This is a genomic window from uncultured Chitinophaga sp., assembly GCF_902168175.1.
GTDB lineage: Bacteria > Bacteroidota > Bacteroidia > Chitinophagales > Chitinophagaceae > Chitinophaga.
Map to the genome: position 1 here is coordinate 33,034 of NZ_CABHOU010000034.1, position 12,825 is coordinate 45,858.

A 12,825-nucleotide genomic window follows, 5' to 3' on the forward strand; every position below is an offset into this window, starting at 1 on the left:
CGCCGTTGCGTCGCACTCTTCATCTGTAACAATTCTATCAACATTTTTATTTATTTCCGTGCCTGCCAAACCGTCTGCGAACCGGCAACACAGGCTTTCCTCCGGCTTTACACCGTGTATGTTCGCCGGTCCGGGGCTGCTGTCATTAGGTTTTCAATAGCAATGAAAGGGCAGCGAAAGGGCAGTTTAAGGGCAACGATAGGGCCTGGGTGGCCAGCAGCAAGCCTTTGAGTAGCCCTAAAATAGCAAGATCCCTATTCCCACTGTTGTTTCCGCGTGTTCGTTTTTAAGAAAAGGTAAGTATATCATATAATCACCTTCACCGCCCCAGCGGGTTTCAGCGAAAATGGATATAGGATCGATAAAGGGTCGGTATAGAATGCCCAATAGCGATCCCTCCGCTGAAGGGAGTGACACAACGGCGGCTGATGATTTGTCTAAAGCTGGTCCCAAAAAGTTACTTAGGAAATCAGTTTCTGGCGAAGGAGGAATTCGAGTTTTTCGTTAACGTCGAGCAGCTTCTCGGTAAGTTCGCGGTTTTCTTTTCGGAGTGCGTAAACTTCGTAAGCCTTATCGATGTTATGCTTAAGTTCGTCTTCGTTCCAGGGTTTTGAGAAGTATTTATAAACCTGGCCTTTATTGATGGCGTCGATTACCGCATTGATGTCGGCGTAACCGGTAAGCAGGATGCGGATCGGTTCGGAGTGCTTTTCGAGGATAGACTCAAAGAATTCGATACCGGTCATTTTCGGCATACGCTGATCGGAAATGATAATGTGGAAATCATTCTCGTCCAGTAACTTATAAGCTTCTTCGGCCGATTCTGCAGTGTGAATGGCGTATAATCTCCTGAAGCTGGCCTTAAAGGCATTCAGGTTATGTACTTCATCATCTATATAGAGGATGCGTATTTGTTGCTGACTCATCTAACGCTGTAAACTTAATCTAAGTTAATAAAAATAAGCGGGTTGTGAACAGATAGGGTACCTGTTTTTTACGCTCACATGATCGCTTTGGCCTGTCCTGGCACATTCATAAGTTCCGTATTGCCGGTAAAAACTGTTATTAACCACAACCTGTATCCGAAATATCGTGCTGTAAACATAGATGTTTTGTTGTGGATTTTAATTAATAAGTATAAGTTTTTTTTAAAAAGTATAATGAAATATCATGTAACCAGGCACTTACGCAAGGGATATGGCGCTGTTGTTTTGCGTTTTGCCGAAATTCGTGTAGGTTTGATAAACTCCTTAGGGGGACGAACAAAAATAAATCAGTGTATATTATGAAAAAATCCTCGATCGTTTTAATTGGTATCCTTGTTTTGGTTGTTATTATTGGCTTCGCCGGCTGCGGTAAATACAACAGCCTGCAGAAACTGGACGAAAACGTGAATGGGGCATGGGGCGCAGTGGAAACTCAGTATCAGCGTCGTGCCGACCTTATCGACAACCTGGTAGCCACTGTTAAAGGTGCCGCTAACTTCGAAAAAAGCACACTTACCGAAGTAATCAATGCCCGTGCAAAAGCTACTGCGGTAACTATTAATAATACCGGCGACCTGAGCCAGGAGAAAATTGACCAGTTCCAGGCAGCGCAGGGCGAGTTGAATGGTTCACTCAGCCGCTTACTGGTATCGGTAGAGCGTTATCCTGAACTGAAAGCTACTGCCCAGTTCGGCGAACTGCGTGCCCAGATAGAAGGGACAGAAAACAGGATCGCGAACGCACGTAACGATTTCAACACTACTGTGCGCAATTTCAACAGCGTTATCCGTACTTTCCCCAGCAACATCGTAGCTGGCTTCAGCGGCCTGCAACAGCGCGGTTACTTTAAATCCGACGCGGGCGCAAACAAAGCTCCTAAAGTTGAATTCTAGTTTTTAGATAACATTACCGGAAAAGGGGATGCAGCGCCTTGATGCGCTGCTTCCTTTTTTCTTCCAAAACCGCAGCCATGCGCTTATTCCCAAAAAAAGAACTTTTTACAGAAGACGAAAAAGCCAAAGTGGTAACGGCCGTACGCCATGCCGAGCGCCTCACAAGTGGTGAGGTAAGGGTTTTTGTGGAAAGCCGCTGCTCTTTTGTAGACGCAAAAGACCGCGCACGGGAAATATTTGCCTCACTTGGAATGGATAAAACCAAACATCGTAACGGGGTATTGTTATACCTTGCCCTGCTGGACCACCAGTTTGCCATAATAGGCGATCAGGGCATTCACGAAAAAGTGGGTAATGATTTCTGGCAAAAAGAAGCCATGTTACTGCGTGATTATTTTTCCCGCAATCTCATTATCGAAGGCATTGAACTGTGTGTAAAGGAAATCGGCGAGTCGCTGCAATTCCACTTTCCCTATGCGGCAGACGATAAAAACGAATTACCCGACGATATTGTGTTTGGTAGATAAATTATAGCTATTGCAATGAAGATATTTCGCTGGTTACTATTATGGACGGTATTAATTACAGGTGTTGCTGCCAATGCGCAGGATATTCCCAAACCTAAGAACCCTCCGCAGCTTGTAAACGATTTTGCAGGTGTGCTGCTGCGTGAAGACGCGGCAAAACTGGAACAAAAGTTGGAACGTTATGAAGATAGTACCTCTTCGGAAATCGTGATCGTTACCATGCGTACCATCGGCGATTACGAAGCCAGCGAAGTAGCTTTTAAAATACTCCGCGAATGGGGTGTAGGTAAAAAAGATAAAAATAACGGCCTGGTTATACTGGTAGCGGTCGACGACAGGAAGGTGAGGATTGAAACGGGGTACGGAATGGAAAACGTTGTACCGGACGCTATAGCTTACCGTATAATAGACCAGCAAATAAAACCCGCCTTCCGCGAAGGACATTATTACCAGGGGCTGGACGATGCTGTGAACAGCATCATGAAAGCCGCGGCGGGCGAGTACCATGCAGTACCTAAAAAGAAAAAAGATGTAGGAGTAGGAGGCGGCGCGCTGATCCTTTTCATTATTATCATACTGATTATTATTAGTCGCAGCGGCGGCAGAGGCGGCGGCGGCACGTTTAGCAGGAGAGGGTTCAATGGCTGGGGCGGTGTTGGCGGCGGTTTCTTAGGCGGCGGCTTCGGTGGCGGCGGCGGTGGTGGCTTTGGTGGCGGAAGCAGCGGTGGAGGCTTTGGTGGCTTCGGCGGCGGTTCCGGTATAGGCGGCGGCGCCAGCGGCAACTGGTAACAAATAAAACTACGAAAGCCCTTTATTATCCCCTTTTACCAGGTAAAATATGAAATGCCCCAGGGTATGAAGTATCTGCATGTGTTAAACGGAGACGCAACATTAGAAGTATTCCGCAAAAGCGGGATACCAGGCGATATATTGGTTTGCAGGGAAATGATGTGCGAAGGAAAGGCCCCGGTAGCGGCAAACATCAGTGCCTTTTTTGCCGAACGCTCGGCACATCTGCACGAACAATACGGCATCGACCCCCGCAATTACGAAGAAAGCATTAAACAGGAACTACTGAAACTACAGCAGGCAGGGGAATACGACGAAGTGGTACTGTGGTTCGAGTTCGATGTTTTTTGCCAGATCAACTTATTATTTATCCTCTGGTTATTACGCCAGTTGGAGGTCAAACTACCTGTTGTAAGCCTGGTATCTATCAATCACCATCCCGAAGTACCCAACTTCAAAGGTTTCGGCGTATTACTTCCCCATCACTATCCCCCGCTTTTTGAACAAAGGGTAGTGCTGAAGGAGGAAGACTGGCAACTGGCACTCGATGCCTGGGATGTATATACAGGCGGCGACCCGGAAAAGATGAACAACATCCGTTATCGCCCTGCCGGTAACCTGCCCTACCTGGCCGAGGCTTTACAGGCCCAGTTGCAACGGCTGCCTTTTACGGGCGATGGGTTAAATGCCATCCAACGCTTTTTCCTCCAACACCTTCAATTGGGCTGTGCGCCCTGGTATAATTTATACAACCGCTTCTGGAACGAATTAAAAATATACGGCTTCGGCGACTTCCAGCTCGATATGATTACACAGCGTATGCGCGACGCCGGGGTAATGGAAGGTTCGGAGCAGTTTTGTATTACTGCACTTGGAAAGGAAATACTGAATAACGAGGAAAATTATATGGACTACGCCCCCCGAACTAATCACTGGGTTGGCGGCTGCCCTCTGCACAATACTCCCTGGCGTTGGGACCCGGCACAGGATAAGCCGGTAAAGCTGGAGAAGTAACGTTTATGCCTGGCCGTTGCGCCGCCTGTGTAAAGCTGTTTTGGAATATGCACCGAAACTGCTAATTTTCACAGGTAAGAAAAACTCTCTATGCGAAAATATTTGTTGCCTGTTCTCTTTCTGTGCGTGTTCTCTGTTAAAGCATTTGCCCAGGATGATGTAAGGCGTTTTGCCCATGCACTTGGGGTCTCTGCATTTTTTGGCCGCTCTACCACCGCATTGGGTTTCACCTATTCGCCCCGGCTTAACTTCCTGGTATTCACAAACGAAAGCTCATTTTCTGCAGGTACGCACGCTACTTTCCTCGGCGGCACAATCAACAGCAGCAGCGACGATTTAAATGATGCCACCAGCAGCGAAGACTTTTCCTCTTATTGTGTGGATATACCCGTGGTAATTGAATACAACTTCGGCGCAAGTGCTATTGCCGGCGGCAATACGCATAAAATGGGCTTTTTCATGGGGGCAGGCTACGGTTTCCATAACAGTGGCAGCAAAAACGGCCGCGATCTGCATACCAATGGTCCCGTAGTTAGCGCTGGTCTTCGTTTCTCTGCCGGCATGGGCGAAGCCTCTTTTGAGTTAAGAGGACAGTATATGTTCGATAAACTGTCGTTTAACGGCGAATACTCTATCACAGGCGTCGGTCTTTCCTATCACTTTTAGTCTTACACGAACAACTGCAGCAGTAAAACGCCTGCAAGTCCCGCAACGCTCACAATGGTTTCCATCAGCGACCAGGTGGCGAACGTTTGTTTCAGGTTAAGATTGAAATATTCCTTGAAGAGCCAGAAGCCACTGTCGTTTACGTGTGAGAACATAAGGCTGCCCGCACCGATAGATAATACCATCAGTTCGGGTTGTGTATGAGGGGCGTGCAGTAAGGGTAATAAGATAGATCCTGCCGTAAGGCCCGCCACCGTGGCCGATCCAACACATACGCGAATAATGGCGGCTATTGTCCAGCCCAATACCAGCGGCGACAGCGGCAGGTCTTTCAGCGAGTTGCCGATATAGGTATTCATACCTCCGTCTTTCATTACCTGCATAAAAATACCCGAGCCGGCAATGATCAGCAGCATGGGCGCCAGGCCTTTTACCGCTTCTTCCAGCTGTTTCATGAGTTGCTTCATTTTCACGCCGCGTTTAATACCCAGCAGGTACACCGCTACCAATACCGATATCATCATGGCCATATTAGCATCGCCCACAAAGGCGATCACTTTGCCGCCAATACTGAATAAAGTTTGGGCGATCAGTGTTTGCGGATGACCAAATACCCGATCGATAGCCGGCCCGAAAGAGCTGCTGATCGTGGTGATGGTAAGGAGGAACAGGGGTAATAATGCGCAGAACAGGCTGATGCCGAGGCCGGGCAGCTGGTTGTCGGGCAGGTGTTGCACATGCACCAGTTCCGGGTTAGGCGTTACCTGGTACTTTTTAAGTGTACGGGCGAACAGGGGCCCGGCGATGGCAATAATCGGTATGCCCACTATCAGCCCATATAAAAGTGTTTTACCCAAATCGGCCCCTAGTTGTGCCGAAATAGCAGTAGGTGAAGGATGTGGTGGCAAAAAGCCATGCGATACCGACAGTGCCGCGATCATGGGAATGCCAATGTACATCAGTGGCAGCCGCGTAGTCATGCCCGTGGCAAATATCAGTGGCACCACAATAACGAAGGCTGCCGTGTAAAACATCGGGAACCCGATCAGCAAACCGCCCAGGGCCATGGCCCATTGAATATTTTTGATACCACATAGTCGTACCAGCGAGGTCGTAATCTGTTGCGCAGCCCCACTATCGGCCACTATTTTTCCCAGCATGGCGCCAAATACAAGAATCATCAATAAGGAACCCAGCGTACCGCCAATCCCGGCTTTAATGGACGCACTAATACCCACCATGTTCATATTGCAGGCCAGGCCCAAACAAATACTCACAATGATAAAGGAAATGAACGTGTCGAGCTTTAGTCCTACGATGAGGGCTATGAGCAGAAGGATAGCAGCTAAGGAAAGTAGTAATGGCATAACGTGTCGATATCTTATAAAGATAAAATAAAAAAGAAAAGAGCCCGCGGGTATTACACCTGCGGGCTCTTTTTAAGTGATATCGAAAAGGGAAACTATTCTTCTGCTTTACTTGCCTGTATCTCGGCAATTACTTTCTGCACGTATTCACCCTGTTTCTTCAGCTCCTCCGCTTGTGCGCCGGTGGCTGATGCTGCTTTCTCCTGTTTCTTTTTCACGATTGGCTGCAACAGGTTAATGAAATAGCTGTTCACCATACCGTTATGCATTTGGTCAGCGAAACCTTTCACCTGGTCAATGCCTTTAATGAAAGCGGCGTTATCGTCCACTTTCGACAACATAGCCAGGTATTGCAGGGCTGCGTTAAATTTGGCATTCTGTCCGGCAGCTTCTTCGAATTGTTTAGCGAAGAACCCTATGTCGGCAGGATCTCCTTTTTTCGTGTACACAGCGGCAATGCTGCTGGTAAGGGCGCCTTTAGCATCTGCTTCCAGCTTTTTGGCGGTAGTGTAAGCACTTTCAGGATTCAGCGCATTAAACGCTGCCAGGGCAGATGCGGCTACTGAATAAGACTTGTCTTTCAACGCAGTCTCGAAGAGTGATGCGTATTGCTGGTCCTTCAGTTTAGCAAGGGTAGCAATGGCCGCACTTCTTACTACAGAGGCCGGATCGTTTTTAGCCAGGGCAACAACCGTTTCCAGGGCAGCCGCTTTTACGTCTGCATTTTCCAAACGGAGGCCGGAAACCGCCATAGCACGCAAACCTTCATATTTATCTTTCAGTGCAGCCACTACAACAGCGCGGGCAGCAGCATTGCTGGTTTGCTGTTTCAGCGTAGCCTCAATCGCTTCGCGGCGGTCGAGGTAGTTAGTGGCATTCTTAAACTGGAAGATATAAGTGTTAATGTCGCGGTGATCGGATTTTTTAGCCAACAGTATCTTGTCGCCGTCTACATTCACGAAATCAGGTTTGGTGGTGTAAGCGTAGGTGAAAGTGTCGGTTTTTTCTGTGAGCGTAACGTTGTGACGGATCTTTTTACCGCCTTCGTAAATATCGATCGCGAAGGGTAGTGTAAAGATCTTATCGCCTTTCTGCTGTTGCTGTATAATTACCTTTACGGTTTTTGCTGCATCGTTGAACTCGTAGCTGAGGTCCAGTGTAGGATAACCCTGGCCAAAGTACCACTGGTTCCAGAACCAGTTCAGGTCTTTACCGGTTACTTCTTCAAAAGCCAGGCGCAGATGGTGCGATTCTGTGGCTTTGAAAGCGTTGCTTTTCAGGTAAAGGTTCAGCGATTTGAAGAACGCGTCATCCCCTACATAATTACGCAGCATGTTCAGGATACGGCCGCCTTTCTGGTAGCTAACCGCATCAAACATATCTTCTTTATCACGGTAGTGGAAACGTACCAGGTCACGGTCGCCGGCATAACCAATAAAGTTGATGTAGTTGTTGAGGGAAGTATAGCTGTGTGCGTCAGCGGCGTCTTTACCGTACTTATATTCAAACCACAGGTATTCGCTGTAATCTGCGAACGACTCGTTCAGGGTAAGGTTGCTCCACGATTCGCAGGTAGCGTAATCGCCAAACCACTGGTGAAACAGTTCGTGGGCAATTACAGATTCCGCCTGGTGGTCATCGTCCAGTAACTCACGATCTGTTTTTTGTACCATTTCGCCGTGCAGGGTAGCCGTGGTATTTTCCATAGCGCCCGATACGTAGTCGCGTACAACGATCTGTGAGTATTTCACCCAAGGGTAATCAACACCCAGGATTTTAGAGTAGAAGGTGAGCATTTCAGGCGTGTTGCCGAAAATAGCCTTCGCGTAAGGCGCATATGCTTTTTCCTGGTAGTAGCTTACTTCTTTACCCTTCCAGGTATCTTTCGTGATCACAAATTCGCCAACAGCCATCATAAACAGGTACGGAGCATGTGGCAGGTCCATTTTCCAGGTATCGGTACGGGTACCATCGGCATTAGGCTTCTGGCTTACCAGTTTACCGTTGGAAAGGGTCACATACTTCTTTTGTACCGTCATAGATATTTCGGAAGTCGTTTTCTGGTTGTTTTTGTCGATGGTAGGGAACCATACAGAAGATGCTTCCGTTTCGCCCTGCGTCCATATCTGGATTGGTTTGTTAGGATCTTTACCATCAGGGTTGATGAAGTAAAGACCTTTTGCATCAGTAATCGCGCTGCTGCCTTTTACGGTGAGTTCATCTGGTTTGGCAGTGTAGTCGATGTAAATCACATACGACTCGCTGGCTTTGTATGACCTGTCCAGGTGAATATTCAGTTCCCAGCCATTGTAATCATATTTAAGCGGCGTGTTTTTACCCGCTTTAACGATCGCTACTCCTTTAATCTCCATGCCTTTAGCGTCCAGCAGCAGGCTGTCGGTAGCATAGAAGTGAGGGCGGAGGGTGATCCAGGCTTTGCCGTAGAGGTAACGTTTGGCATAGTCGAAGCGCACATCAAGCTTAGTGTGCACGAGGTCGTTGGTTTTGGTAGGGGAGGCCCGGTAGATCTTCAATATCGGGTCATTCTCATTAGTGTCTGCAGACTGTGCATGGGCGCTCTGGAAGATTCCAGTGGCAGTTACCCCGGCCAGCAGCAGGCAAAGCAGTTTACTCTTACGATGCATGTAAAGCGTTTTAAACAAAAATAAACCCTCCGGCTGGAGGGAAACCTCAAATTTAAACAAATGGGCCAAATACAACGCAAGCGGTTAAAATTGTTACTTTTGTAAGCACAGCACCTGCTAAATATGATTAAAACAAGCGTAAACGCCAAAGCGAACTTCGAAATAACGGCCAAAGGCGCCGAAATAAGCAGCAACGGCCAGGCCGTAAACTGGAGCGCCGTACAATTGCCCACCGGCGATTACCACCTGCTCATAGACGGTAAAAGCTTTATGGCCCAGGTGTTAAAAATAGACCGGGAAGCCAAAACGGTAACCATCGAGATCGATCACCAGGAGTACGAAGTAGCCCTGGAAGAGCCGATGGACAGGTTACTGGCAGCCATGGGGATCAAGGATTCCGGCAAAAAGAAGATCAATGATATTAAGGCGCCCATGCCCGGCATGGTGCTGAAAATACTGGTAACGCCCGGCCAGCACATCGCCAAGGGCGATCCTGTGCTAATACTGGAGGCCATGAAAATGGAGAACGTGTTTAAGTCTGCTACCGATGCCGTTGTAAAAGAAATAAAGGTGAAAGAGCGCACGGCTGTTGAAAAAGGGGAAGTTTTGGTGGTACTGGAATAATATTTGTTCTATTAAGGTTTTACGTCTAAGTCTATGCATCAGATTAAAAAAGGAATTATATATATAGCCTGTTGTCTTTTTATGGGCAGTAGCGCGTTTGCGCAGGAGAAAACCGACTATTTCGTTTATATACAAAACGAAAAAAGCCAGCCTTTTTACCTTAAATACAAAGGCCAGGTGATCAGTTCTTCTCCTAAAGGGTATATTATCCTTTCAAAGATGGAGCAGGGCGAATCGGTGCCTGTGACCGTAGGTTTCCCTAAAAACGAGCATCCCGAACAAAGTTTCCTGTTAAAAGTAAACCGCCGCGACCAGGGCCTGCTGCTAAAGAACGGCGAGGAAGGTTTTGCGCTGTACGATCTGCAAAGTTTTGCAGTTACCCGTGCCGGCGAAGGTCTGGTGGCCAAACAAAAGAAAACGGACGATCCGGTGGCTGCGGAAGTAGCCGCTGCCAATACAGAGGCTTTTAAAGAAGTTGGTACCGACGTAACTAAGGTGGGTGATGTAGCCACCAATCAGCCAGAAACGCCTAAGAAAGCAGATGCTGCCCCACCGAAAGCCAAAGGCAATTTTGCCTCTGCGCTGGACAGGGTAGTGGTAGATGGGAGAGATGAGGTGATACCAGAGGAGAAACCCGAAATGGTGGCCGCGCCAGTGAAGGAAGAAGTGATAGAGCCTGCCGCCCCCACCGAAAAGCTATCGAAGAAACAACAACGTAAAAACAGGAAAAAGGCCACATCGTTGTCAGAAGAAGAACAGGCCATATTAGCCAGTGTGCTGGACGATGAGCGTAAAGCTGCTGAGCAGGAAGCTTCCGACGAAACAGCTGCACAGGAAAAGGTGAAGGAAGAGAAGGGGGCTGAAGAAGAAGCCGTTGTGAAAGAGGAGAAGCCTGAGTTGGTGTTACCGGCAGAAGAAGTGCCGGTAGCGAAGAAAGAGAAGAAGTCGAAGAAGAAAACAAGTACGAAAGATCCTGAGTTTATAGAGTTTGGAGAAGAAAGCGCTGCCGCTGTTACTACTGGAGCTGCAGTAGCAACAGAAGCCGCTGTTGAAAAAAAGCCATCTGCCCGCGACCTGAAACGCCAGAAACGTAAAGAGGCGCGTGAAGCCAGTGAGTCAGAGGCAATCGACTCGGCCGTACAACAAACAGAAACGCCCGTTGAAGAAATAAAAGAGAAGCCGAGGAAGAAACAAAAGGTAGAAGAAGAAACCCCCGCTACCGGCGAAACCGCCAAAATGGCGAATTCCGACTGCGCTAAATCCCTGGAAGTAGATGAGTTCAGGAAGCTGATGCGTAAAATGTCGGGTCAGAAGAACGAAGACAATATGATCGATGTGTTCCGCAAAGGCATTAAAGGCGTGTGTGTAAGCACAGATCAGGTAAGGTCGCTCGTGCAGCTGCTGGACCAGGAGTCTTACCGCTACCAGTTACTGGACATTGCCTATCCCAAAACAGTTGATGCCGAGAATTTTAGCTCCCTCTCCAGTGTGTTGAAGCAGGACTATTATGTAGAACGCTTTAAAGCAATGTTGCGGAAGAAATAATTCCTTTCTTTACTTTCGCACCATATGGCGAGGTATTTCATAGAAGTTGCTTATTTAGGTGCTGCTTATGCGGGTTTCCAGGTACAGGAAAACGCGGCAACCGTACAATCCGAACTGGATAAGGGGTTGAGCATGATACTTCGTACACAGATAGCTACCACAGGCTCCAGCCGTACCGATGCAGGTGTACATGCCCGCCAGAACTTTCTGCACTTCGATTTCGAAGGTACTTTAAACCCGCAGTTGCAGTATAAGATGAATGCCGTATTGCCCGGCGATATCGCTGTAAATGGTATATATAGTGTGCCCGACGACTATCACAGTCGTTTTGCCGCATTGGGCCGTTCGTACGAATACCGGTTATATTCTCTTAAAGATCCTTTCCTCCGCGACCGCGGTTATTACTTCCCTTATAAGCTCGATTTCGATTTGCTGCAGCAGGCAGCCACTATCGTGAAAGAATACACGGACTTTACCAGCTTCTCCAAGCGTAACACGCAGGTGCATTCATTTAACTGCGCTATCAACTATTCTTACTGGACGTTAGATGAAACAGGCTTGATGTACCATGTAAGTGCCAATCGCTTTCTGCGTGGTATGGTGCGTGGTTTGGTGGGAACGATGCTGAGAGTAGGCCGTGGTAAGCTGTCTGTCAGCGATTTTCATGCAGCCATACAGGCAAAGGATTGTACACGTGTAGACTTTGCCGTGCCTCCCCAGGGTTTAAGTTTGATTAAAGTAGCTTATCCTGATGGTATATTACAACCCATCTAAAGAAAGTTCAAAGAATTTTATACCAGCGAAACCCTTTACTACATTGGATTCTATCAGATCACTACAAAGCTCTGATTAAGAAAATTAAGAAAGAATTTGGTGGAAAGAAAAAACTCTATACCTTTGCATCCCGCTTTGATAGAAAGCACACAAATAAAAGCTCTTTACACGACGAATTTCCTTCTTTTTTTATCTTAGTTTTTACGCGTTAGAACTCTTTCTGGTAAAGCGTTTCAGCGAAAAAACAAAAAATAAAAATTCTGAAAATAAAAGTTGGAAGTAATAAAAAGTTTACTACCTTTGCACTCCCATCGAAACAGGGTGTACGACGAAAAGGAAGTACAGAAAGAAAAAAAGCTCTTCACTTTAATTAAAGATGTGGCATCTGGCCTGAAGGTTCGCAACCTTATCATCTGCACGATTTTTCTACCGGTAAGTAGTCTTTAATACTGATGCCAATCAGCGTTGAAGGTGGTACGGTGGGAGAAAATGATCTTTGAAATATTGGAAACAACAGCACGACAGATCTTTCTAAAGAGTCTGTCACAAACACAGGTAATGTTAGCGACAACATTAAATTGAAATCTCGTCTGATTTTCTGAGAGAAAATTAGTCAGTTCAAACAACTTCTTTACAATGGAGAGTTTGATCCTGGCTCAGGATGAACGCTAGCGGCAGGCCTAATACATGCAAGTCGAGGGGCAGCACGGTAGCAATACTGGTGGCGACCGGCAAACGGGTGCGGAACACGTACGCAACCTTCCTTCAAGTGGGGGATAGCCCATAGAAATGTGGATTAATACCTCGTAATATCATGAGTCGGCATCGGTTTATGATTATAGAATTTCGCTTGAAGATGGGCGTGCGCCTGATTAGGTAGTTGGTGAGGTAACGGCTCACCAAGCCAACGATCAGTAACTGGCGTGAGAGCGCGACCAGTCACACGGGCACTGAGACACGGGCCCGACTCCTACGGGAGGCAGCAGTAAGGAATA

Annotated in this window: 11 protein-coding genes and 1 rRNA gene; 9 read left to right on the forward strand and 3 right to left on the reverse strand. The window is 47.4% G+C overall.

All coding sequences use genetic code 11. From position 1 onward, the window contains the following. Window positions 1–461: 461 nt before the first annotated feature. Window positions 462–926, reverse strand: a complete 465-nt coding sequence (locus tag QZT80_RS07420) for a response regulator (protein ID WP_295119921.1) — start codon at window positions 924–926, stop codon at window positions 462–464. Between the two features lie 359 nt (window positions 927–1,285). On the opposite strand from QZT80_RS07420, the gene QZT80_RS07425 reads away from it, so the two are divergent. The 5 genes from QZT80_RS07425 (at window position 1,286) to QZT80_RS07445 (ending at window position 4,875) form a co-directional block, all read left to right on the forward strand. Continuing rightward, entirely contained in the window at window positions 1,286–1,879 is a 594-nt protein-coding gene (locus QZT80_RS07425; protein ID WP_295119924.1) for a LemA family protein, read from the forward strand. Between the two features lie 77 nt (window positions 1,880–1,956). After that, complete coding sequence (locus QZT80_RS07430; protein WP_295119927.1) at window positions 1,957–2,406, forward strand: TPM domain-containing protein; 450 nt, start codon at window positions 1,957–1,959, stop codon at window positions 2,404–2,406. A gap of 15 nt (window positions 2,407–2,421) precedes the next feature. Further along, on the forward strand, window positions 2,422–3,195 hold the full coding sequence (locus tag QZT80_RS07435; protein WP_295119930.1) for a YgcG family protein: 774 nt from the start codon (window positions 2,422–2,424) through the stop codon (window positions 3,193–3,195). A gap of 66 nt (window positions 3,196–3,261) precedes the next feature. Next, window positions 3,262–4,209 (forward strand): DUF1835 domain-containing protein, encoded by a 948-nt coding sequence (locus QZT80_RS07440; RefSeq protein WP_295119933.1) that lies wholly within the window; start codon window positions 3,262–3,264, stop codon window positions 4,207–4,209. Window positions 4,210–4,299: 90 nt separating this feature from the next. Continuing rightward, entirely contained in the window at window positions 4,300–4,875 is a 576-nt protein-coding gene (locus tag QZT80_RS07445; RefSeq protein WP_295119936.1) for a hypothetical protein, read from the forward strand. 2 nt (window positions 4,876–4,877) lie between these two features. On the opposite strand, the gene QZT80_RS07450 is transcribed toward QZT80_RS07445, so the two are convergent. Further along, complete coding sequence (locus tag QZT80_RS07450) at window positions 4,878–6,242, reverse strand: gluconate:H+ symporter (RefSeq protein WP_295119939.1); 1,365 nt, start codon at window positions 6,240–6,242, stop codon at window positions 4,878–4,880. Window positions 6,243–6,337: 95 nt separating this feature from the next. Continuing rightward, window positions 6,338–8,887 carry a M1 family metallopeptidase gene (locus QZT80_RS07455; protein WP_295119941.1) on the reverse strand — a complete coding sequence of 850 codons (2,550 nt, stop codon included), beginning with the start codon at window positions 8,885–8,887 and terminating at the stop codon, window positions 6,338–6,340. Window positions 8,888–9,010: 123 nt separating this feature from the next. Here QZT80_RS07455 and QZT80_RS07460 point away from each other — a divergent pair, with 123 nt between their 5' ends. The 4 genes from QZT80_RS07460 to QZT80_RS07475 all read left to right on the forward strand — a co-directional run. Next, window positions 9,011–9,511, forward strand: coding sequence for an acetyl-CoA carboxylase biotin carboxyl carrier protein subunit (locus tag QZT80_RS07460; protein ID WP_295119944.1), 501 nt, complete (start codon window positions 9,011–9,013; stop codon window positions 9,509–9,511). Window positions 9,512–9,544: 33 nt separating this feature from the next. Beyond that, window positions 9,545–11,056 (forward strand): DUF4476 domain-containing protein, encoded by a 1,512-nt coding sequence (locus QZT80_RS07465; protein ID WP_295119946.1) that lies wholly within the window; start codon window positions 9,545–9,547, stop codon window positions 11,054–11,056. Window positions 11,057–11,080: 24 nt separating this feature from the next. Next, window positions 11,081–11,830, forward strand: coding sequence for a tRNA pseudouridine(38-40) synthase TruA (gene truA / locus QZT80_RS07470; protein ID WP_295119949.1), 750 nt, complete (start codon window positions 11,081–11,083; stop codon window positions 11,828–11,830). A 633-nt stretch (window positions 11,831–12,463) separates the two neighbouring features. Next, window positions 12,464–12,825: ribosomal RNA gene (locus QZT80_RS07475) — 16S ribosomal RNA — on the forward strand; the annotation flags it as partial.